Origin of the sequence: Reyranella sp. (assembly GCF_965228225.1) — a bacterium.
Lineage (GTDB): Bacteria > Pseudomonadota > Alphaproteobacteria > Reyranellales > Reyranellaceae > Reyranella.
Genome location: NZ_OZ245801.1, coordinates 5,268,240 through 5,289,749, shown reverse-complemented (window position 1 = coordinate 5,289,749; position 21,510 = coordinate 5,268,240). Strand labels below are relative to the sequence as shown.

Sequence of the window (21,510 nt, the reverse complement as noted above, 5' to 3'; positions counted from 1 at the left end):
CGCTTCGGGTGAAGCGAAAGGTCCCTCACTGCGTTCGGGATGACAATTTTGCTGGCTTGGCGCAGTGCGCCGACGCAGAAAGCGGTGTCATCCCGAGCGTAGCGAGGGACCTTTGATGTGAATTCAGGCGGCCTGTTGCCGGAACGCCGTGAGGCTGCCGGCGTGGAGCAGTTCGCTGGGCAGGATGTGGCCGACGATGCGTTCGGCCATGCGGCCGACCTCGATGAGCCGGTCGAGATCGACGCCGGTATCGATGCCCATTTCCTCGCAGAGCAGCACCAGCTCCTCGGTCGCGATGTTGCCGGCCGCGCCCTTGTGGGCGGCGAACGGGCAGCCGCCCAGTCCGCCCACTGTGGAGTCGAAGGCGCTCACGCCCATGCGCAGGCCGGCATGCGCGTTGGCAACGCCCATGCCCCGCGTGTCGTGCAGATGCAGCGTGATCTTCTGGTCCGGCCAGCGTTCGCGCACCGCGCCGACCACCCGCTCGATGCGCGGCGGCACCGCCCAGCCCATCGTATCGGCGAGGCCGATATCGGTGATCACAGCGCCGGCCTCGTCGGCCAGCGCGAAGCCGTCCGCGAGGCCCTGCAGCACCTCGTCGACGGTGACCTCGCCCTGGAAGTTGCAGCCGAAGGCGGCCATCACGCCGATGCGCGTCACGGGAATTCCGTGGGACAGGTGCAGCGCCGTCTGGGCGCGCATCGCCTCCATGTTCTGGGCGCGGCTGCGATGCAGGTTCTTGTAGCTGAACCCTTCCGAGGCGCTGAGCGCGATCGAGCCGTAGAGCTTCAGCTTGTCGCGGAACTTCAGGGCGCGCGCGAGGCCCTTGTCGTTGAACCACAGGGCGGTGAAGTCGACGCCGGGTTTCGACCGCACCCGCTCGACGACCTCGTCCGCATCGGCCCAGCCGGGCACGATGCGCTGGCTGACGAACGAGCAGATCTGGATGTGATGCAGCCCCGTCTCGGCCAGCGCTTCGATCAGCTCGATCTTGTGTTCCGAAGAGATCGGCCCCGGCTCGATCTGGAAGCCCTCGCGCGGGCCTTCCTCGTGAATCTCCACCTTGCTCGGCAGATCGCTCATGTTCCGCTCCTGTCCGTTCTAGCGCTGTCCCGTCGCGACGACGCCGCGTTGGTGAAGATCGTGCACCTCCTCCGCCGCGAAACCAAGCTCGCGCAGGATGGTCTCGGTGCTCTCGCCGATGGCCTGCGGCTGCTGGCGCAGGCCGAGATCGTGCGCGCCCAGCTCGATCGGCAGGCGCGGCAGCTTGATGTGGCGTCCCTTGCCGAGATCGGTATCGAGCATGCGGCCGCCGGCGTTGAGTTGCGGATCGTCCTGCAGATCCTCCGGCCGGCCCAGCGGCGCGAAGGGCAGGCTTCCTGCCTCGCAGAAGGCGACCATCTGGTCGAGCGTATGGCGCTGCACGATCTCGGAGATGATGGGCACGAGGCGGGGCCGTCCGAGGATGCGGTCCTCGTTGCTGGCCAGCGTCACGTCGGCCAGCAGATCCGGGCGATCGAACAGCCGGCAGAACTGCGCCCAGTGCTTGTCGCTGGTAATGCCGAGGAAGAACAGCCGATCGTCGGCCGTCTTGAACGTCTCGTAGATCGCCCACGCCCCCTGTCGCTCGGGCATCGGCGGCACGGTCCGGCCGGTCACCGCGCCGCCCGCCATGTGCTGGGCCATCAGGAAGGCCGCCGATTCGAACAGGGCGGAGCGCACTTCCTGCCCCCGGCCGGTGCGGTTGCGCTCCTGCAGCGCCGCCAGGATGCCGACGACGCCGAACACGCCGCCCATGATGTCGCAGATCGAAGTGCCGGCGCGCAGCGGGCGGCCGGACGGCCCGGTCATGTAGGCGAGGCCGCTCATGTACTGCACGATCTCGTCGAGCGCCGGACGCTTCTCGTAGGGGCCGCTCAGGAAGCCCTTCAGCGCGCAGTAGACGAGCCGCGGATAGTCCTTGGCGAGATCGGCATAGCCGAGCCCCAGCCGCTCCATCGTGCCCGAGGCGAAGTTCTCGATCACGACATCCGACTGGGAAAGCAGCCGATGGATGATCTTCTTTCCCTCCTCCGACTTGATGTCGATCGCGAGGCTGCGCTTGTTGCGGTTGAAGGTGCCGAAGAAGCCGGCCGCGAAGCCCGCGAGGCGTCGCGTGCGATCGCCCTCGACCGGCTCGACCTTGATGACCTCCGCGCCGAGATCGGCCAGCACGAGGCCGCAGGACGGCCCCATCACCACATGGCAGAACTCGAGCACGCGAATGCCCTGCAGCGGCAGCGCGTGCTGCGCCGCCCCGCCGACCGTGCCCTGCTCATCCATGCATTTCTCCCTGCAACGCCATCGTTTCGGCCGGCAACCTTCCAGCGCGGCCGGGCGTCCGCAACCCAGAATCCATGTTAGGTATGGCCAAGGTAAACTTAGCCGCACGCATGCCGCCGCGCCTCCCTCCGCTCTATGCCCTTCGCGCCTTCGAGGCGGCCGCGCGACACGGCGGCTTCGTGGCCGCCGCGCAGGAGCTGCATGTCACGGCCGCAGCGATCAGCCAGCAGGTGAAGGCGCTGGAAGATCATCTCGGCGTCGCCCTGTTCGACCGCAAGGCGCGCGGCGTGGCCGTCACGGAGGCCGGTCTGCGGTATGGCGCGCGGCTCACGGGCCTGTTCGGCGAGCTGGCCGAAGCGACGCAGGAAATCTACCAGAAGAAGGGCGAGGTGCTGACGATCTTCACCTCGCCGACCTTCGCCTCCCGCTGGCTGATCCCGAGGCTGGCCGGGTTCCACCGTGAGCAGCCGGGACTGCAGGTGCGGGTGCTCGTCGAAAGCAGCAGCGAGCAGCTCGCCTCGCGCGATCTCGACCTGCTCATCCAGTACAGCGACGGAAAGCGGCCGAGCGCGATCGCACCGCTGCCGTTTCCCGGAGTGGTCTTCCCCGTTTGTGCGCCCTCGCTGCCGCTGCCTGCCGATCCGATGACGGTCGCCGCCCTGCCGGAACTCCCGTTGTTGCGGCTCGACGATGCACGCTTTCCGGCCGGCTTCCACGATTTCGGCTGGCGCCGCTGGTTGCAGGCCGCCGGCCTCCCGGCACCGCCCGATCCGTCCGGCCCCTCCTTCAGCTTCGTGCACATGATGCTGCTGGGCGCTGCGGCCGGCCAGGGCGTCGCCCTGGCCTCGCTCGCCCTCGCCGGCGACGACCTGGTGGCCGGCCGCCTCCTCCGTCCCGTCGAAACCGTCGTGCCGGTCGAGAACCGCTACTGGATGTTCCATACCGGCGCGGAGCGCGGCGGGGCGCTGCCGGAGAAGGTGCTGCTGTTCCAGGACTGGTTGATGCGCGAGATCGGCCGGTTCGTTGCCGAGTGCCAGACGTCGAAGGTTCCGCCCAAACGCCGCCGGCGCGCCTGAAGATCAGCCCAGCGCTGGAAAATCGTAAAGACGCGCCGGGTTCTCGACGAGGATCCGCCGGCGCAGATCTTCCTCCGGGATCCAGTCGAGCAGAAGAGCCAAGTCGGCCAGTTCGTCGACCGGCTCAGCGGCGACGACATGCGGCCAGTCGGTGCCCCAGACCAGCCGGTCCGGCGCGATCTGCGAGTAGCGGCGCGCGAGCCGGGCGGCGTCTTCGTAGCCCGGCGGACCGGCGAGCGAATCACGATGGAGCTGCGACAGCTTCACCCAGCCACGACCGGACTCGAGCAGGCCGGCGATCAACCGGAAAGCCGGATGGTTCTCGGCGTCCGGTTGGGGTACGCGACCGAGATGATCGAGGACGATCGGCGCTTCGAGCCCCTTCAGAACGTCCTCCAGCGCGCAGAGCTCGTCGCCCGCGAGATGGATGTCGATGTGCCAACCCAATGCCGCGATTCTCGGCGCCAGCTTCACCATCGCCTCAGGCGATCCGCCGCCCCGCGACAGGTTGAAACGCAGGCCGCGAATACCGCCCCCGTGCAGGCGCTGCAACTCCGCGTCGGACACGTCGGGCGCCACGACCGCCACGCCGCGTGCTCCGGGCCCGAGCCGGGCCACCGCATCGAGCGTGCAGCGGTTGTCGGTGCCGTAGGAGGAAGGCTGCACCACCACGCTGCGCTGGATCCCGAGCCGCGCCTTAACGCCCTCGTATCGCGAGATCGAGGCGGGCGGCGGACGCAGCCTGTCGGCCTCCGTATAGGCAAAGCGCGGGTCGAAGATGTGGTGATGGCAATCGCAGCTTCCGTCGGGCAGCCCGAGTCCGCCGTGACCCGTCGCCATCATTCCGCCTGGACGAGATTGGCGGCGCGGGCGACGGCACTCCAGCGCTTGAGTTCGCCATCGACGAACGCAGCAAGCTCCTGCGGCGAGGAGGGGCGCGGCTCGACGCCGAGGCTGGAGAGCTTGGCCTTCAGGTCGGGGCTCTCGAGCGCCTTGACCGCTGCCTGGTGGAGCTTGTCGACGATCGCTTGCGGCGTCCCGGCCGGCAGCACGAGGCTGTACCAGATGGAGACATCGAAGCCGGGCAGATTCGCCGCCTCGGCGACCGTCGGCACTTCCGGCGCCATCTGCGAGCGCTTCGCCGTCGTGACGGCCAGGCCCTTGGCCCGCTTGCTCGTCACGATCGGATAGCCGGTCGGGATCGGATCGAACATCACGTCGATGCGGCCCGCGTAGAAGTCGCCGTACGCCTCGGCGGCGCCGCGATAAGGCACCGACTCGATCTTGATGCCCGCGCGCTCGTTCAGCATCTCCGCCGCAAGCCGGATGGTGTCGGAGACAGTGGCGTAGCGCAGTCCGCCGGGCTTCGCCTTGGCGGCGGCAACGAGGTCGCCCAGCGTATTGTAGGGCGAGTTCGGACCGACCAGGATGATCATCGGTGTCAGGCCGACCAGCGTCACCGGCGCAAAGCTCTTCACCGGATCATAGGAGAGCTTGGTGCGCGTCGCGGCATTGATGGCAAGCACCGAACTCGTCGCGAACAGCACCGTGTAGCCGTCCGGCGGCGCCGTCGCGACCGCCTGGGCGCCGATGATGGCGCTGGCGCCGGGCTTGTTGTCGACCACGACCGGCTGCCCAAGCACCTGCGACAGTTCCTGCGCGACGTGCCGTCCGACCACATCGGTCGCGCCGCCCGCCGGGAACGGAATGACGAAGCGCAGCGGCTTGTCCGGGTAGGTCTGGGCCGCTGCCGGCAAGGCAAGCGCGAGCACGAGGCCCAGCGCCCAAAGCAGTCTGGTCATTTTTCTTCCCTTCTTGAGAGTCTACGGCGGTGCCCCGAAGGGCTTCAGCCTGCCTGTTGAGCGGCGAGCTTGCCGGTCAGCTCCGCGAGCTGAACCGACGGTAGCTCCATCATCGGTCGACGCCCTTGTGCCCAGAGCGACTGCTCCGAAGGTGTCGAGAATTGCTGGGCCTGCGGCAGCGCCGGCCAATCCGGCACGCGCAGCCACAGACGCATGAGATGCCGGCGACGCTCCAGGGGCTTCTCGTCGACATAGTCGGTTCGACCGTGGAGGATCGTACGGTTGTTCAGGAACTGGATGTCGCCGACGTCGAAATCCATGTCGATGAAGAACTCGTCGGACGTGGCCAGCTTCTCCACCGCGTAGATCGCTTCCCACTCGACCTCGCTCAGCGACGAGTCGCCGGCCTGTTCCGCGCGAATGGCGTAAGTCGGCAGGAAGTAGCAGGAGACCTCGCCGTCGGTGTTCGCGAAGCTCGGGATGCGGTGCGGACTGAGCCAGCGTCCGGCCGCCCTTCCATCCTCCTCGCCGCGACGAAACTGGAAGCCGCGCTCCAGCACCGCCAACAGGTCGGGGCGCGTCGCGCGCAGGGCCTCGTAGATCGCCGTCGCGCTCGCGATGCGCGAGGCCCCACCGCTCAGGGAGCGGCGCAGGCACATCAGCCCGACGACGTCGCACAGGTCGGTGGAATCGACATGCATCGCCAGCTCGCCGCCCTTGCGGTAGCCGCGCGATTTCGGTTCGATCTCGGCAACGTTGATGACATGGCCCAGCAGGTCACCGAGATACGACTGCACCATCGGCACGCCGAGATGGCTGCCCAATCCGAAATAGATGCGCGCCACGTCATCCGGCGCATAGCGCTCGATCGGCAGGCCGCGCAGCATGGCAAAGCCGGGACCGCTCCTCAGGGTCCGGCGCAGATCCCTCATCAGGCCCGCGACTTCGCCCAGCGGGAACCGGTCCGCCGTGATCTGCGGCAGATCGAGGTCGCCCAGCCCGCGCAGATGCTTCAGGGCCGTCTCGATCTCCGCGATTTCGGCTGCGGTGAAGACATGGAGACCCTGTCTCCGCCAGTCGATCTGCGATGCCTTCCAGGGCATCTGTTTTGCGCCAGACATGTCGTTCCTCCGTTGTCCGTCAGGATCGACGCACACCTTGTGAGCGACAACGAAGAATTCATGCGCCGTATGGCTTAGCGCTGCTTAGGCTCGGCCAACCTTCAGCCGCCATACTGCAGCAACGTCTCGCCGTTCTTCTTGAGCCAGGCCTGAGGCCCCTCTATGGGGCCGTCGCACAGGGCTCGTGCCAGCGCCCAGAAGCGCGGACTGTGGTTCAGGTGGACCAGGTGCGCCGTCTCGTGCGCGGCCAGGTAGTCGAGCACCTCGGGCGGCGCGAACACCAGCCGCCACGAGAAGGAAAGCGAGGCGTCGGGCCCGCAGCTTCCCCAGCGCGAACGCGTGTCCCGTACCGAGATGCGCTTCACCTGGCGCTCGGCGCGGGCGGCCTTGGCGTGCACCCGCGGCACCAGCTCCTTCTTCAGCTCGCCGACCAGCCAGTCCTTCACGCGGCGCGACAGGTGCTCAGCCCGGCCCGCGACATGGATCTCGCTGCCTTCGCGCCAGACCGTGCCGCGGGCCTCCGGCCGGTGGCGCAGCCGGTGCAGCACGCCGAACAGCGGGATTTCCGCGCCGTCGACGAAGGGAATTCGCGCCGGCAGGCGCTCGAGGCGCGCGGCGATCCAGCCGGCCTGCGTTTCGGCGAAGCCCACGGCCGTGCCGCGCGCCATGCGCAGCGGCGCCGTCAGCACGATCCGCCGGTTGGCCGGATCGACCCGCAGCGAGGCGCGCCGCGCGCGGGCGTTGCGCACGAAGGTGACGGAAAGCGTGTCGCCGGCATGAGCAATGGTCAGTTGCTCGGGCTCCGGCGTCGCTTTAGGCAGGAAACGGCTGAACCAGGAGGAAGACGACATGTCCGAAGAACAGGCTCACAAGACACTCAGCGATGCAGGACGAAAGGTCCTGTCCGAGGTTCTGGGCGAATCCTATCTCGCCAAGCGCGACGCGACCAACAACGATTTCTGGGGTCCGGCCCGCGCCTTCTCCGAGGAATTCGCCTACGCCTCGCTGTGGACGCGCGACGGGCTCGACCGCAAGCAGCGCAGCATGATCACCATCGCCATGCTCTGCGCCCTGAACCGCCCGCACGAGCTCAAGATCCACCTCGTGGGCGCCCTGAACAATGGCTGCACCAAGACCGAACTGCGCGAGATCTTCACCCACGCGATCGCCTATTGCGGCTTCCCGGCCGCCATCGATGCGCTGCGCGTCGCCGAGGAAGTGCTGAAGGAACAGGGGAAGTTCTGAGATGACCCTCGGCATGGCCCCTCTTGACGTTGACCGCCTCCGCGCCGAGACGCCGGGCTGTGCCCACGTCCTGCATCTCAACGCCGCCGGTTCGTCGCTGCCCAGCCGCCGCACGCTGGACGCCACCCTCGACCATCTGCGGCTCGAGGCCGAGATCGGCGGCTACGAGGCCGCCGACCGGGCGCGCCCCGTGCTCGATGGCTTCTATCCGTCGATCGCCACGCTGATCGGCGCCGAGCCCGGCGAGATCGCCTATGTCGAGAACGCCACGCGCGGCTGGGACCTCGCCTTCTATTCGCTCGACTTCAAACCGGGCGACCGCATCCTGACCTGCGTCAGCGAATATTCGTCGAATTACATCTCCTACCTGCAGGTGGCGAAGAAGACCGGCGCCGAGATCGTGGTGGTGCCCGACGACAAGCACGGCCAGATCGACCTCGCGGCCCTCGAACGCGCCATCGACAAGCGCACGAAGCTGGTCTCGATCTCGCACATCCCGACCCAGGGCGGCCTGGTCCAGCCGGCCGAGGCGGTCGGCAAGATCGTCAACGATGCCGGCATCCTCTACCTGCTCGATGCCTGCCAGTCGGTCGGCATGATGCCGATCGACGTGAAGAAGATCGGCTGCGATTTCCTGTCGGCGACGGGACGCAAGTACATGCGCGGGCCGCGCGGCACGGGCTTCCTCTACGCCCGCACGCGCAGCACCTCCCACATCGAGCCGATCTTCCTCGACAATCACGCCGCCCGCTGGACCGGCGACAACGACTACACGGTGATGGGCGACGCCAAGCGCTTCGAGAACTGGGAGCGCTACTTCGCGGGCGTCATCGGCCTCAAGGTCGCCGCCGACCAGGCGAACGAACTCGGCATGCCGGCCATCTGGGCGCGCCTGCGCCACTTGGCCGATGGCCTGCGCGAGCGGCTGAAGACGGTGCCGGGCGTGACCCTGGCCGATCTCGGCGTCACCAAGGGCGCCATCGTCACCTTCGCCGTCTCCGACAAGGAGCATGGGACGCTGAAGCAGCAGCTCCGCGACCAGGGGATCAACGTCTCGGTCTCGACGCAGTTCTCGTCCCGCCTCGACCTCAAGGGACGCGGCCTGAAGGACGTGATGCGCGCCTCGGTGCACATCTACAACACCGACGAGGAACTCGACCGCTTCGTCGCGGCGTTGCGGCCGCTCGCGGCCGGCTAGGCAACGGCATGCCGATCATCGCGCCGTCGGCATCGTGGCTCCTGGTCGTCGCAGAGACCGGCTCGATCCGGCGCGCGGCGACGCGGCTCAACCTTTCGCCGTCGGCGGTGAACCGGCAGATCCTGAACCTGGAGGCCGAGTATGGCGCGGCGCTGTTCGAGCGCCTGCCGCGCGGCATGCGGCTCACGCCCGCCGGTCAGATGGTGGTGGCGGAAGTCCAGCGCTGGCAGCATGACCATGCGCAGCTCGTGCAGCATATCGGCCAGCTGCGCAGCATGGTGCGCGGCCACGCCTCGCTCGGCCTGATGGAGAGCTTCTCGCGCACCGTCGTGTCGCGACTGATGAGCCACATGCGCGAGCGCCAGTCGCTGGTCTCGCTCGAGGTGCTGATGGGCGGCACGGCGGAGATCGTCGACCGGCTGGTCGCGGGCAAGCTCGACCTCGCCATCTGCTACGCCGTGCCCAAGATGCCGGAGATCCGCGTGCTGGCGTCGATCCAGCCCAGCTCGGGAATCGTCGTGGCGCGGGATCATCCGCTGGCCGGCCGCAAGTCGATCCGGCTCGCCGAGTGCGCCAATTACAGTTTCGTCTTTCCCGATTCGTCGCTCACCTCGCGGCGCATCCTCGAAACCGCGCTGGAGCGCGCCAAGGTGCATTTCGCCGGCGTGGTCACGACCAACTCCGTCGAGGTGATGAAGATGCTTGTGCGCGAGCATCGCCAGATCGCGCTGCTCAGCCTGCCGGACATCGGGGCGGACTTCGCCGACCGCGACCTCGTGCACATCCCGCTGGCAGACCGCCAGGTCCGCGGCTCGCACCTGTCGCTGATCGCCCCGCGCCACGCCAAGCCGTCCCCGGTCGCTGCCATGCTGGCGGAATTCCTGCGGGAAGAATTGCAGGGCCTGCCGGCGCGCCGCGCCTGGACCGGCAGCCTGCGGGAAGTCGGTGGGACAAAGGCGGGACGTGGCCGGTCGTGAAAAGACCACCAGCCGACCGTACGAAAAAACCGCACACGCCGTCCCGAAACTAGCGCTTTTCAGCGTTGCGGCATGGCCTTCATGCTGACGGGCCGAAACGGGACCGCGGGCGTGGCATGACGCGTGCACCGACGGCTTCCGAATCGAGGAACCACTGCATGACCCATTTTCGCTCCTGGTCGCTGGCCGCGCTGGCCGCTTCCACTTTCCTGGCCGCCCTGCCGGTGCAGGCGCAGACACAGGCCACGACCCTCACGGTCGCGCCCGAGACGCTGAGCCGCGTCCTCGACCCGCATTTCACCACGTCGTTCACGACCCGCGACCTGGGCTACCTGATCTACGACACGCTGTTTGCGGTCGACGACACGTTCGCGCCCAAGCCGCAGATGGTCGAGCGCTACACGATCAGCCCCGACAAGCTCACCTACACCTTCGTGCTGCGGCCGGGCCTGAAATGGCACGATGGCCAGCCGGTCACGGCGGCCGACTGCGTCGCCTCGATCCAGCGCTGGGCCTCGCGCGACAGCATGGGCCAGACCTTGGCCAAGTTCACCGCCTCGCTGGAAGCGGCCGACGCCAATACGATCAAGCTGGTGCTGAAGGAGCCCTACGGGCTGGTGCTCGACAGCCTGGCCAAGATCGGGGCGCCCGTGCCGTTCATGATGCCGGAACGTATTGCGAAGACGCCCGGCAGCGAGCAGGTGAAGGAGATCGTCGGTTCCGGCCCCTACAAGTTCCGCGCCGACCTGCACGAGCCCGGCGTCAAGATCGTCCTCGACAAGTTCGCCGACTACAAGCCGCGCAGCGAGCCGCCCAACTGGGCGTCGGGCGCCAAGATCGCGAAGATGGATCGGGTCGAGATGCTGGGCATGCCGGATGCGCAGACCCAGGTGAGCGCGCTCATCAGGGGCGAGGTCGACTATCTCGAAAGGGTGCCGGCGGACCTGCTGCCGCTGTTCGACGCGAAATCCGGGGCCAAGGCCGAGGTCGTGAGCAAGTACGGCTTCCAGGCCATCATGCGCATGAACCACCTTCAGCCGCCGTTCGACAACGTGAAGGTGCGCCAGGCGATCGCCAAGGCCATCGACCGCTCGATGTACGCCGGCGTGGTGGCCGGCGATCCGAAGTTCGCCACCGACTGCGCGGCCATGTTCGGCTGCGGCATGCCCTACGAGAGCAAGGCCGGCATCCCATCGCGCGATATCGCCGCCGCCAAGGCGCTGCTGAAGGAGGCCAATGTCGACCTGTCGAAGCCTTTGGTGATGCTGCACGTCGCCAACGCGCCGGGCATCGCCGCGCTGGGCAACGTCACGCGCCAGGTGCTGGTCGATCTCGGCTTCAAGGTCGACATGGTGTCGATGGACTTCCAGACCTTCGCCACGCGCCGGCTCAACACAGGACCGATCGACAAGGGCGGCTGGAACCTCGCGCACACGACGAACTCGGTGCCCGACCAGGGCAATCCGCTCAGCAACCCGTTCCTCGTCGCGTCGGGCCCGCCCGCGTCGGCCTGGGGCTGGCCGAAGGACGAGAAGGTCGAGGAGCTGCGGCTGAAGTTCGCTACCGCCCCCGACGAGGCGGCGCGCAAGACGATCGCGACCGAGATCCAGGTCCGCGCCTACGAGCAGGTGCTCTATCTGCCGCTGGCGCAGTTCACGACTCCGTCGGCCTGGCGCAACAACCTCGAAGGCGTGCTGAAGTCGCCGGTCATGCTGCTCTACAACATCGAGAAGAAGTGAGGATCGCCCCCATGGCGAAAGCGGTTGCCGACGACTATCTGCGGCGCATTCCCAAGGCCGAGCTTCACTGCCACCTTGCCGGCACGTTGCGCGCGACCACGGTCGCGGAGCTGGCCAAGCACTACGGCCTGCCGCTGCCGCGGCCGGCCGAGCAGCTCTACCAATGGCCCAACTTCGACGGGTTCCTGGAAATCCTGCGCCTCACCGCCTCGGTGCTGCGCACGCCGGAGGATTTCAGCCGCGCGATCTACGAATATTGCGAGGATGCCGCGCGCGACGGCAACCTGCGTCATGTCGAGTTCTTCTTCAATCCCGACTATTTCTATCCCAACGGCATCGACTATCCCTCGATGGTGGCCGGCATGGCCGACGGCATCGAGCGCGTGGACCGCGACTTCGGCATCTCCGCCCGGCTGATCTGCTGCATCGACCGCTCGATCAATTCAGCCGCCCAGGCCGTCGAGATCGTCGAGACGGCACTGGCGCATCGCCATGAGCTGGTGATCGGCATCGGGCTGGACGGCAACGAGAGCGTCGGTCCGCCCGCCATCTTCGCCGAGGCCTATGCGCTGGCGCGCAAAGGCGGGCTGCGCTGCACGGCCCATTGTTGCGAGGATTATCTGACCCCGCTCGAAGCGCCGCCGACCAACTACCTGATCTGCCGCGACGTGCTGCGCTGCGACCGCATCGACCACGGCTACAACATGCTGGCGTCTGACTTCGTGATGGCCGAGGCGCGCAAGGACGGGCTCTATTTCACGCCCTGCGCCTGGACGAGCCTGCTGCACAATCGACCGCACCGGCCGCAGCGCATCCGCCGCATGGTCGAGGCCGGCCTCAACGTCACCATCAACACCGACGATCCGGCGATGTTCGGCACCAATCTCGGCCACGGCTTCACCACCCTGTTCGACACGATCGGCTGGGGCCCCGACAAGGCCCGGCTGTTCAGCCTGAATTCGGTCGAAGCCTCGTGGCTGGACGAGAGCGACAAGGCCAGGATGCGGATCGACTTCCGCCGCCAGATCGCCGCGCTCGACCAGGAATTCGGCTACGAGACCGCCGCCAAGCCGGTCTAGGGACCATTCCGCTTCTGGTTCACCCAGACCACCTCATCCTGAGAGTCTGGCCGGAAATGAATTGAATCGATTCAAACACTTACCTCATCCTTCGAGACGCATCGCTGCGCGATGCTCCTCAGGGTGAGGTGGTTTCTGGAAAGACCGATGACATTCCGCCCTGGTCGGAAAGACTCCGGCCACGCCGGATCGCACGTCTCCTGCTGGTCTTGATCCGGAATGGCCATAGAATGCCCCTCGGATCGAGAGCGGGGCTATCGCATATGAGGTAAAGGTCCCTCACTCCGTTCGGGATGACACCGTTGTTTGATCGGCGCATTGCGCAAATCCCAACAAAATTGTCATCCCGAACGGAGTGAGGGACCCTTACTTCTAGGAGGGCCAACGACACCGGCCGTTCTCGGCCATATGCGATTGCCCTGGAATCGAGAGAGAGAGAGGCTGCCATGCCCGTTTTCTTCGTTTGCGCCGGGCTGTTGGGCCTGCTGGCGGTCGCGCTGGCCGTGAATGTCGGCCTGATGCGGGGTCGCAAGCGGATCAACCTGGGGGACGGCGGCGATGCCGAGATGCAGGCCGCGGTGCGGGCGCACGGCAACCTGGTGGAGTTCGCGCCACTCACCCTGTTGATGATCTACATGGCGAGCGACTTCTACGGCTTCGGCCTCGTGGCGGCCCTGTCGGTGCTGCTGCTGCTGGCCCGCCTGCTGCATGCCGGCGGCATGCTGGGCCTGATCCCCAAGGGCCGGCTGCTGGGAACACTCGGGTCGGCGGCGACCCTGGGTGTCGCCTCGATCCTGCTCGCGATCGCCGGCCTCGGCCTCAAGCAATACTGATCGGCAGGGCATTGGCCGTCATGCAGAGACCGGCAACCGCGGGGCCGCTTCGGGCGTATTACCCCGACGCCATCGCTCACCAACGGCGACCATGATCACCACGCTCTGGCGTATCGCCTACGAAGCCGGCTACGGCTACTTCGCCAACCGGCTCTCGACCTCGGCCGCGGCCATGGCGTTCTATACGATGTTCGCGCTCGGCCCGATCATGATCTTCACCATCGCCATCGCCGAACCGTTCGTCGGCCGGTTCATGGCGCAGGAGACGATCTTCGATGCGCTGGGCACCGTCGTGGCACAGGACCAGTTGCGCACCATCCGCCGCTTCGCCTCCGAGGACCTGTTCCGCGGCGGCGGCATCGCCGCCCTCGCCGGCGCCGCCGTGCTGCTCTACACCGGCACCCGCGTCTTCGTGGAACTGGACGACGGAATCGACGCGATCTGGCGGGACAACAGGAGCCCGACGGTCCATCCGGTCCTGGCCAGCCTGAAGTCGCGACTGCTCGCCGTGCTCCTGATGATCGTGCTGGGCGTCGTGCTGATCGTGGTGATCCTCGCCAGCGTGCTGATCTCGGCCTATGCCGGCGTACTCGAGAGATTCCCCATCCTCGGCGTCTGGATCGGCCCGGCGATCTCGACCTCCGTGCATTACGGCCTGCTCTCGGGCTTCTTCACGCTGATCTACAAGTGGCTGCCGACCGGCCGCGTCCCCTGGCGCTACGCGCTGATCGGCGGCCTGGTGAACGCCCTGCTCTTCGCGGTCGGCAACCGCGCGCTGGTGTTCTATTTCGAGGTGACCCAGCTCACCTCGGCGTTCGGCGCCACGGCGGGCTTCGCCGCCATCATGGTCTGGATGTACTGGACCTCGCTCACCATCCTGATCGGCGCCCAGGTCGGCCGCGCCACGCGCGACGTGCTGATCGACAATCGCGCACGCGAGATGGTCGAGGGGGACCTCTAGCGCGTTCACACGCGCTAGAACATAGTCGCCAGCACCCGGTCCGGTGGCTTGTGGCCGTCGGCGAAGGTCTTGATGTTGATCAGCACCTTCTCGCCCATCTCGATGCGGCCCTCGAGCGTGGCCGAGCCCATGTGCGGCAGCAGCACCACGCGATCCATTTCGAGCAGCTTCGAGTTCACCTGCGGCTCGTTCTCGTAGACGTCGAGACCGGCGCTGGCCATCTCGCCCGCCTTCAGCATGCGCACCATGGCGTTCTCGTCGATCACCTCGCCGCGCGCGGTGTTCACGAGGATCGAGGTCGGCTTCATCAGCTTGAGACGCCGGGCCGAGAGGAGGTGGAAGGTCGCGGGCGTGTGCGGGCAGTTCACGGAAACGATGTCCATGCGCGCCAGCATCTGGTCGAGGCTCTCCCAATAGGTCGCCTCCAGCTCGCGCTCGATCTCGCCGTGCACGCGCTTGCGGTTGTGATAGTGGATCGCCAGGCCGAAGCCGCGCGCGCGACGCGCCAGCGCCTGTCCGATGCGGCCCATGCCGACGATGCCCAGCCGCTTGCCCTGCAGGCGGGCGCCCAGCATCGAGGTCGGGCTCCAGCCGGACCACGTGCCGCTGCGCACCAGCCTCTCGCCCTCGCCCACGCGGCGCGCCGTGGCCAGGACAAGCGCCATGGCCATGTCGGCGGTGTCCTCGGTCAGCACGCCAGGCGTGTTGGTGACGGTGATGCCGCGCTGGCGGGCCGTATCGAGGTCGATGTGGTCGACGCCGGTGCCGAACGAGGCGATCAGCTTCAGCTTGGGCCCCGCCTGTGAAAGCACGCGGGCGTCGATCCGATCGGTCACCGTGGGCACCAGCACGTCGGCCGTTTTCACGGCCTCCACGAGCTGGGGACCGGTCATCGGCTTGTCGTCGGCGTTCAGGCGGGTGTCGAACAGCTCCATCAGACGCGTTTCGATGGCGTCAGGAAGCTTTCGGGTGACGATCACCAGCGGCTTATTCTTCGGAGTGGACGGCATGTGATATTGGGACCGGCGCTGGCTCGAACAGTGACTGAGCCGGATTACCAAGTCCGCGCGCGTTTTGTCCAGCAAACGTCCCTGCCTATTTGCAAGCCAGAAAGTCGCGCCATTTCAGGAGCTTGTCGCTGGATGTGGAGATTTCAGGTATATAGGCGGCGATGGGAATTCGATCGTCCGTCCTGCTTTGCGGCTTCTTCGTTGCCTTGGCGGCATTTTCCCTGCCCCAAGCGGGTGGCAACGCAGCCCTCGCCGCCCCCGACAAACCGACCTCCACCCAGCGCAAGGGTTCCGGCCTCCCCATTCCCCGTTTCGCGTCCCTGCGTTCCGACGAAGTGAACGTTCGCACCGGACCCGGCTCGCGCTATCCCGTCGATTGGATGTTCAAGCGCAAGGCCATGCCGGTCGAGATCGTCGCCGAGTACGAGAACTGGCGCAAAATCCGCGATTGGCAGGGCGCCAGCGGCTGGGTGCACCAGAGCCTGCTCAGCGGCAAGCGCTCCTTCATCATCAACGCGAAAACCGCCAGTCTGCACAAGACGCCGGCCGCATCGGCCGAGGTGGTAGCCAAGCTCGAACCGGAAGTCCTGGGCGAGATTCGCTCCTGTGCAGGCGACTGGTGCCGGGTCAAGGTTTCCGGCGTAACCGGCTGGCTCGAACGGAGCGGCATGTGGGGCGTCTACAAATCCGAGCCGATCAACTAGCGGCCCGTCGAGCCGCCTCGTAGAACGGGTTCCCGTGACCCACGACGTCAGTTTCACCGCTTCCCGCTTCGAGCACATGCCGCCCGCCGCCCTGGCGCTGGCCGTGCTGCTGCATGCCGCCGTGGGACTGGCGCTGTTCTGGATCTCGCCGCTGCGGCCGGTCGATCATTTCGAGGACGCGATCGAGGTCTCGATGGAGGCCCCGGAGGCCCCCCCGGTGGCCGCCGAGAAGGCCCCCGAACCCGCCGCCCAGCCGGCAGTATCGAGCCCGCCGCCGCCTGCGCCGCCGCCGACACCGACCCCCCAGCAGCCCCAGACGCCGCCCATCCGCCTGGGTCTCCCGCCGCCGCCCGCCGAGCGCAGTACCGATCCCCGCGACGTCGCGGGAGCGGAAAAGCCCGCGGCGCGCGCCACGGACATGCCGACGCCCGACAAGGTGCAGGAGGCCGGCCCCAAGGACGAGCCGAAGCCGGAGGAGCCGAAGCAGGACGCTGCGAAGGAGGAGCCGAAACCGGAGCCCCCCGAGCCGCCGCCCCAGCAGCAGGCGCTTGCCCAGCCGGACCCGCCCCCTCCGCCGCAGCAGCAGGCCCTCGCCCGGCCGGAGCCCCCCGCTCCGCCGCCACCCTCGCTGGAGCAGGCCCTGCCGCCGCTCGAGGCGCCGCCGCCGCCCGTAACCGAACGGGACATCCCGAAGCCTGCGCCGGCACCTCCGCCGCCACCGCCTCCCAAGCCGCAGCAGGCCGCGCGTCCGGCGCCGCCTCCGCCACCGCCCGCCCCTCGCCCGCAGGCGCCGCCCGCGCCTCCGCAACAGCTCCGCCCGTCTCCGCTCGGCCAGCAGCCGCGATCCTCGGAGGGCTCGCAGGCCGCCGCCCAGCCTTCGCCCACCTTTCGCAACCCGGCCGACAATTACGGCGAGAAGCGCGCGCAGGAGCAGTATCTCTGGCAGGTCATGCGGCGGATCGCGCAGTTTCCCTACGTCCCGAAGAACACCGGGGTCATCCGCGAGGAAGGCACCGTGCTGACGCGGGTGACGATCTCGCGGCAGGGACAGTTGCTCAACGTGGTCATGGAGAAGTCGAGCGGCCTTCCCTCGCTCGATGCCGGTGTGATGGACACGATCCGCCGGGCCAGCCCCTATCCGCCCCTGCCGGCAGAGATCTCGGGCGCCAGCCACACGTTCCAGCTGCCCGTCAGCTTCCGCTACAACGAGCAACGGTAGCGGCGTCCGCGCCGTCGTCGATCCGGCTGGCCGCGGGTGGCGGGCGGACGTAGAACTTGGCTGCCGTGACACACGACAGTCTCATCCGGGCGCAATCCGGGCGCATGTCGCCGGCGGCGCTTGTCCTGGCGATCGGCCTGCACGTGCTCGTCGCTGCGGTGCTGTGGTTGGCTCAGCCGGCGCGCAGCCTCGACCATGCCGAAACGCCGATCATGGTCTCGGTCGAGCCTGAGCCGCTGTCGGCGGGCAATCTGGCCGCCGCTGCCCCGCCTACGGCCGATCCGGTGCAATCCGAACCGACTCCATCGGAGCCCGAGCGTGTCGAGCCCGAGACGACATCCGAAACGACGCCCGAGTCTCGCCAACAGGCTGCCGTTGCCCCCGCTGCGCCTCCCGAACCGGCCCCGCGTGACGCCACACCCGTGGAGATGCCGTCAGTCCCGCCGTCGCCGCCGCCTCCCCGGCGTGCCGAACCTGCCCCGGCAGCCCCTCCGCCCCCAGTGGCGGCGATCGAGCCGGCAGCGGAGCCCGCGCAAGTGCAGCCTTCGGAACCATCACCCACCGAGACGGCAGCGGCCGCCCCGGAACCGCTCGTCGAAGGAGAATCGGACGCCGCCTGGCAGACGGATGTCTCGTCGTGGAAGCCGCAGGTGACCGTCGAGCCGTCGCTCGCCGCGCCGCCCCCGCGCCCCGCGCGCCCGGCGCCGCGGCCCCCGACCGTGCCCCGCACGGCCCAGGCCCCCGGGCAGAGGCTGCAGGACTATCCGCCGCAGACTTCGAGCCTCGGCGGCCCGTCGACCAGTTCCTTCGATCAGGCGACGGGCGACGGGGGCGCGCGCAACGACTATCTGTCGCGCGTCTATCGCCACATCGATCCCTATCGCGACTATCCCGCCGCGGCGCGCGCGGCGCGCCAGCATGGCCGCGTCGTGACGCGCGTCACCATCAGCCGGGCCGGCGAACTGCTGGACATAAGACTGGACCGGTCGAGCGGCTGGCCGCTGATCGACGATGCCGAGATGTCGGCGATCCGGCGCGCCATGCCGCTGCCGCCGGTGCCGGCGGGCATGCGGGGCGACCCGATCGTCCTCGTGCTGCCGATGAATTACTGACGACGGGCGTCGGGGCTCAGGCGAAGTCCGCCGACAGCGCCTGGCGCACGGGCGCCGGCATCACCGCCATGTGCCCGTAGTTGGCGTGATCGAAACCGACCACGACGTCGCCTGCGCCGCTCCTGAAGGCCTCGATCTGGGCCGATGTGAAGGGAAAGCGGACGAACTGCACCGACGAGGCCTTGCCGTCCTCGCGCGACCGCTCCTGGTCGTCTTCCGGCACGCCGCGGATCGTCTCGTCGCCCACCCGGATGAAGGCCTTGTGCTCGACGCCGCCCAGCATCCCGAGCACCCGCGCGCGGCGCAGCGGATCGTCGATCTCGAACATCACGGTCGCCACCAGCTCACTGCCCGTGGGGATCAGCGGATTGTAGGCCGCGAGTTCGTCGGGAAGCTGTTCGGCGCCGCCCTTCTCGATGAACAGCATCTCGAGCACCTGGTGCAGCATGGTGTCGAAGGATTCGAAATAGAACGTCGCGAACGGGCCGACTTCGAGCCGGCGGTGCTTCTTGATCTCCGAGATCTGCTTGCGGCGCTCGGCCCGCAGCTTCGCGTATTCCGCGATCGGGATGATGTCGGAGGCGTCGATCTTGCGCGGCATCACTTGTCCGTCCCTGCAAGCCCGTAGGCCTGCGCCAGAAGTTCGATCGGATGGCTGGCCCGCGACGGCTTCGGCGCCTGGTCGCCCGCCGTCATTTCCATAACCTGCATCAGGTGATCGGCCGCCAGCGGGCATTCCGACGCAACGAAGCTGGTGTCGTTCTTGAGCGCGGCCTGTGCCGCGGGCTTGCCGACCTTCACCGCGGTCTCGAAATTCTCGGTCCGCGCGCCCCAGATGCCGCCATGGCCGCTGCAGCGCTCGATCACCGCCACGCGCGTGCCGGGCACCAGCCGCAGCATCTCGGCGGCCTTCGCGCCCATGTTCTGGGCCCGCGCATGGCAGGCGAGGTGGACGCTCACGCCGCCCTCCAGAGGCTCCAGGCCCGGGGCCAGCCCGTGCTTCTTGGCGATGTCGACGACGTATTCGGAAAGGTCGAAGGTGGCGTTCGACAGCCGCTCGATCGCCGGATCCTTGGGACAGATCAGCTTCCATTCGAACTTGAGCATCAACGCGCAGGACGGCGTCAGCGCAATGATGTCGTAGCCCTTGTCGACCCACGGCAGCAGGGCCGCCGAGACTTCCCTGGCCGCCTTGGCCACCGATTCGATGTCGCCCAACTCGAGCTTGGGCATGCCGCAGCAGGCCGGATGCACGACCTCGGTCTCGACGCCGTTCTTCGCCAGCACAGCCCGCGCGGCGGCGCCGATGTCGGTGTTGTTGAAGTTCACGAAGCAGGTCGCATAGAGCACCGCCTTGCGCTTGCCGAAGGCCGGCGCCGCCTCGTTGAGCACGGCGCCTTCGCGACGCGCCCGGATCTCGAACGTCTCGCCGGCATAGCGCGGCAGCCGTGCTCCGTGGTGGATGCCGGCCAGGCGCTCCAGGCTCCGGCGCGTCGTCGTGTTGTGCTCGTCGGTCGCCCAGTTCGCGGCCGAGGCGAGGAAAGTGCCCAGCCGGCCGCTGCGGTCGGTATCGGCCAGCTGCTTGTCGACGAAATTGACGCCCTTCTTGCGCGCCTGCACGGCACGATGGCGCAGCATGAGGTGCGGGAAATCCAGCGCCCATTCGTGCGGCGGCACGTAGGGGCACTTGGTCATGAAGCACATGTCGCACAGCGTGCAGGCTTCCTCGACCTGCGCGTAATCCTCCTTCTTCACCCCATCGAGTTCGCCGGTCGGGCCATTGTCGATCAGGTCGAACAGGCGCGGGAACGAGTCGCACAGGTTGAAGCAGCGACGACAGCCGTGACAGATGTCGAAGACGCGCTCCATCTCCTTCTCGAGCGCACCCTCGTCCCAGAACCAGGGATTCTGCCAGTCGAGGTCGTGCCGGATCGGTGCTTCGAGACTGCCTTCGCGCATGGTCGCTCGCTTCGTGGGAGGGGAGCGGGAAGAAAAAGGGGACCCGCGCGGGGTCCCCTTCGGAACGAGCCCGGAGGGCTCAAGCCATCGTGTCGAGGGCCTTCTGGAAGCGGCCGGCGTGGCTCTTCTCGGCCTTCGCCAGCGTCTCGAACCAGTCGGCGACCTCGGCGAAGCCTTCCTCGCGCGCTGTGCGCGCCATGCCCGGGTACATGTCGGTGTACTCGTGCGTCTCGCCGGCGATCGCGGCCTTGAGGTTGCTGTCGGTCGGGCCGATCGGCAGACCGGTGGCCGGATCGCCGCTCACCTCGAGGAATTCGAGATGGCCGTGCGCATGGCCGGTCTCACCCTCGGCGGTCGAACGGAAGACGACGGCGACGTCGTTGTATCCTTCGACGTCGGCCTTCTGGGCGAAATACAGGTAACGGCGATTGGCCTGGCTCTCGCCGGCGAAAGCGGCCTTGAGGTTTTCTTCGGTCTTGGATCCCTTGAGGTTCGCCATGGTTCTTACTCCCTTTGCGATCGGCCCATCCGCCAATCTCACGAGGGGATTTAGGAGGCCGTGCACGCTGGCGTCAAGAACCTTAGAACCGTTCTAAGTTATTGCAAACGCTTCGCAATCGCCTTAACGGCGCACGCGGACGATCACGTCGACCCGGGCCAGCGTCGTGCCCTCGGGCGGCGCCGGCAGGCCGGCAATGGTCACTTCCTCGGACGGAAAATCGTGCAATTCGCCGTCGGTCTCGACGAAGAAGTGATGGTGGTGCCCGGTATTGGTGTCGAAATAGGACCGGCCGGGCGCGACGACGACCTCGCGCAGCAGCCCGGCGTCGCGAAACTGGTTGAGCGTATTGTAGACGGTCGCCAGCGAAACCGGCATGCGGGTCGCCTTGACCTCTGCGTGCAGGCTCTCTGCAGTGACATGGCGATGGCCGCCCTCGAACAGCACCCGCGCCAGGGCAACGCGCTGGCGGGTCGGTCGCAAACCTGCGGCACGCAGGCTGACGGTATGGTCGGGGCCATTGTCTGACATGATTGCAATCTTATGTACGCAGGTGAAAGAGACAAGAGAAGGGCGTGTTTTGCCGGTGAGGCCCGTTTGCACCCGGCGTCCGGCATCCTTATTCTGGCCCCGAAGCCTTTCGGGGCGGCCTGT

Annotated in this window: 22 protein-coding genes; 11 read left to right on the top strand and 11 right to left on the bottom strand. The window is 67.6% G+C overall.

The features are described from left to right. Window positions 1–123 precede the first annotated feature (123 nt). Entirely contained in the window at window positions 124–1,083 is a 960-nt protein-coding gene (locus ACO07K_RS25630; protein ID WP_422032945.1) for a hydroxymethylglutaryl-CoA lyase, read from the bottom strand. A gap of 18 nt (window positions 1,084–1,101) precedes the next feature. Then, window positions 1,102–2,322, bottom strand: coding sequence for a CaiB/BaiF CoA transferase family protein (locus ACO07K_RS25625; RefSeq protein WP_422032943.1), 1,221 nt, complete (start codon window positions 2,320–2,322; stop codon window positions 1,102–1,104). Between the two features lie 110 nt (window positions 2,323–2,432). Between ACO07K_RS25625 and ACO07K_RS25620 the strand changes: the two genes are divergently transcribed. Continuing rightward, window positions 2,433–3,398 (top strand): LysR substrate-binding domain-containing protein, encoded by a 966-nt coding sequence (locus ACO07K_RS25620; RefSeq protein ID WP_422032941.1) that lies wholly within the window; start codon window positions 2,433–2,435, stop codon window positions 3,396–3,398. A 3-nt stretch (window positions 3,399–3,401) separates the two neighbouring features. Here the strand turns inward: ACO07K_RS25620 and ACO07K_RS25615 are convergent, their stop codons facing one another. From ACO07K_RS25615 to ACO07K_RS25600, 4 genes are all read right to left on the bottom strand, one after another. Continuing rightward, entirely contained in the window at window positions 3,402–4,238 is an 837-nt protein-coding gene (locus tag ACO07K_RS25615) for an amidohydrolase family protein (RefSeq protein ID WP_422032939.1), read from the bottom strand. After that, entirely contained in the window at window positions 4,238–5,200 is a 963-nt protein-coding gene (locus ACO07K_RS25610; RefSeq protein ID WP_422032937.1) for a Bug family tripartite tricarboxylate transporter substrate binding protein, read from the bottom strand. The genes ACO07K_RS25615 and ACO07K_RS25610 overlap by 1 nt, the downstream gene beginning before the upstream one ends. A gap of 44 nt (window positions 5,201–5,244) precedes the next feature. Further along, window positions 5,245–6,321, bottom strand: a complete 1,077-nt coding sequence (locus tag ACO07K_RS25605; RefSeq protein ID WP_422032935.1) for a TauD/TfdA family dioxygenase — start codon at window positions 6,319–6,321, stop codon at window positions 5,245–5,247. Between the two features lie 101 nt (window positions 6,322–6,422). After that, window positions 6,423–7,172 (bottom strand): M48 family metallopeptidase, encoded by a 750-nt coding sequence (locus ACO07K_RS25600; RefSeq protein ID WP_422032933.1) that lies wholly within the window; start codon window positions 7,170–7,172, stop codon window positions 6,423–6,425. Here ACO07K_RS25600 and ACO07K_RS25595 point away from each other — a divergent pair. From ACO07K_RS25595 to ACO07K_RS25565, 7 genes are all read left to right on the top strand, one after another. Further along, window positions 7,171–7,566, top strand: a complete 396-nt coding sequence (locus ACO07K_RS25595; RefSeq protein ID WP_298309796.1) for a carboxymuconolactone decarboxylase family protein — start codon at window positions 7,171–7,173, stop codon at window positions 7,564–7,566. The genes ACO07K_RS25600 and ACO07K_RS25595 overlap by 2 nt on opposite strands. Before the next feature lie 13 nt (window positions 7,567–7,579). After that, on the top strand, window positions 7,580–8,764 hold the full coding sequence (locus ACO07K_RS25590) for an aminotransferase class V-fold PLP-dependent enzyme (RefSeq protein ID WP_422032931.1): 1,185 nt from the start codon (window positions 7,580–7,582) through the stop codon (window positions 8,762–8,764). Between the two features lie 8 nt (window positions 8,765–8,772). Continuing rightward, on the top strand, window positions 8,773–9,741 hold the full coding sequence (locus tag ACO07K_RS25585; protein ID WP_298309805.1) for a LysR family transcriptional regulator: 969 nt from the start codon (window positions 8,773–8,775) through the stop codon (window positions 9,739–9,741). A 158-nt stretch (window positions 9,742–9,899) separates the two neighbouring features. Next, window positions 9,900–11,480: an ABC transporter substrate-binding protein gene (locus ACO07K_RS25580; RefSeq protein WP_422032928.1), complete on the top strand. Its 1,581-nt coding sequence runs from the start codon at window positions 9,900–9,902 to the stop codon at window positions 11,478–11,480. Window positions 11,481–11,491: 11 nt separating this feature from the next. Continuing rightward, a complete protein-coding gene (gene add / locus ACO07K_RS25575) occupies window positions 11,492–12,559 on the top strand; it encodes an adenosine deaminase (RefSeq protein WP_422032926.1) in 1,068 nt (355 codons plus the stop codon). Window positions 12,560–13,005: 446 nt separating this feature from the next. Continuing rightward, window positions 13,006–13,392 carry an MAPEG family protein gene (locus tag ACO07K_RS25570; protein ID WP_422032924.1) on the top strand — a complete coding sequence of 129 codons (387 nt, stop codon included), beginning with the start codon at window positions 13,006–13,008 and terminating at the stop codon, window positions 13,390–13,392. Window positions 13,393–13,483: 91 nt separating this feature from the next. After that, a complete protein-coding gene (locus ACO07K_RS25565) occupies window positions 13,484–14,353 on the top strand; it encodes a YihY/virulence factor BrkB family protein (RefSeq protein WP_422032922.1) in 870 nt (289 codons plus the stop codon). A gap of 14 nt (window positions 14,354–14,367) precedes the next feature. On the opposite strand, the gene ACO07K_RS25560 is transcribed toward ACO07K_RS25565, so the two are convergent. Beyond that, on the bottom strand, window positions 14,368–15,363 hold the full coding sequence (locus tag ACO07K_RS25560) for a 2-hydroxyacid dehydrogenase (protein ID WP_422032920.1): 996 nt from the start codon (window positions 15,361–15,363) through the stop codon (window positions 14,368–14,370). A gap of 206 nt (window positions 15,364–15,569) precedes the next feature. Here ACO07K_RS25560 and ACO07K_RS25555 point away from each other — a divergent pair, with 206 nt between their 5' ends. The 3 genes from ACO07K_RS25555 (at window position 15,570) to ACO07K_RS25545 (ending at window position 18,398) form a co-directional block, all read left to right on the top strand. Continuing rightward, a complete protein-coding gene (locus ACO07K_RS25555) occupies window positions 15,570–16,067 on the top strand; it encodes an SH3 domain-containing protein (protein ID WP_422032918.1) in 498 nt (165 codons plus the stop codon). Window positions 16,068–16,101: 34 nt separating this feature from the next. Further along, on the top strand, window positions 16,102–17,286 hold the full coding sequence (locus ACO07K_RS25550; protein WP_422032916.1) for an energy transducer TonB family protein: 1,185 nt from the start codon (window positions 16,102–16,104) through the stop codon (window positions 17,284–17,286). A 65-nt stretch (window positions 17,287–17,351) separates the two neighbouring features. After that, window positions 17,352–18,398, top strand: a complete 1,047-nt coding sequence (locus ACO07K_RS25545; RefSeq protein WP_422036705.1) for an energy transducer TonB — start codon at window positions 17,352–17,354, stop codon at window positions 18,396–18,398. Window positions 18,399–18,414: 16 nt separating this feature from the next. Here the strand turns inward: ACO07K_RS25545 and ACO07K_RS25540 are convergent, their stop codons facing one another. From ACO07K_RS25540 to irrA, 4 genes are all read right to left on the bottom strand, one after another. Next, the gene (locus tag ACO07K_RS25540) at window positions 18,415–18,999 is read right to left on the bottom strand and encodes a DUF3501 family protein (RefSeq protein ID WP_422032914.1); all 585 of its coding nucleotides are present in this window, start codon (window positions 18,997–18,999) and stop codon (window positions 18,415–18,417) included. Continuing rightward, entirely contained in the window at window positions 18,999–20,357 is a 1,359-nt protein-coding gene (locus tag ACO07K_RS25535) for a heterodisulfide reductase-related iron-sulfur binding cluster (RefSeq protein ID WP_422032912.1), read from the bottom strand. The genes ACO07K_RS25540 and ACO07K_RS25535 overlap by 1 nt, the downstream gene beginning before the upstream one ends. A 79-nt stretch (window positions 20,358–20,436) precedes the next feature. Continuing rightward, window positions 20,437–20,856 (bottom strand): rubrerythrin family protein, encoded by a 420-nt coding sequence (locus ACO07K_RS25530; RefSeq protein WP_298318820.1) that lies wholly within the window; start codon window positions 20,854–20,856, stop codon window positions 20,437–20,439. Between the two features lie 123 nt (window positions 20,857–20,979). After that, window positions 20,980–21,387 carry an iron response transcriptional regulator IrrA gene (gene irrA, locus ACO07K_RS25525; protein WP_422032909.1) on the bottom strand — a complete coding sequence of 136 codons (408 nt, stop codon included), beginning with the start codon at window positions 21,385–21,387 and terminating at the stop codon, window positions 20,980–20,982. Window positions 21,388–21,510 lie beyond the last annotated feature (123 nt).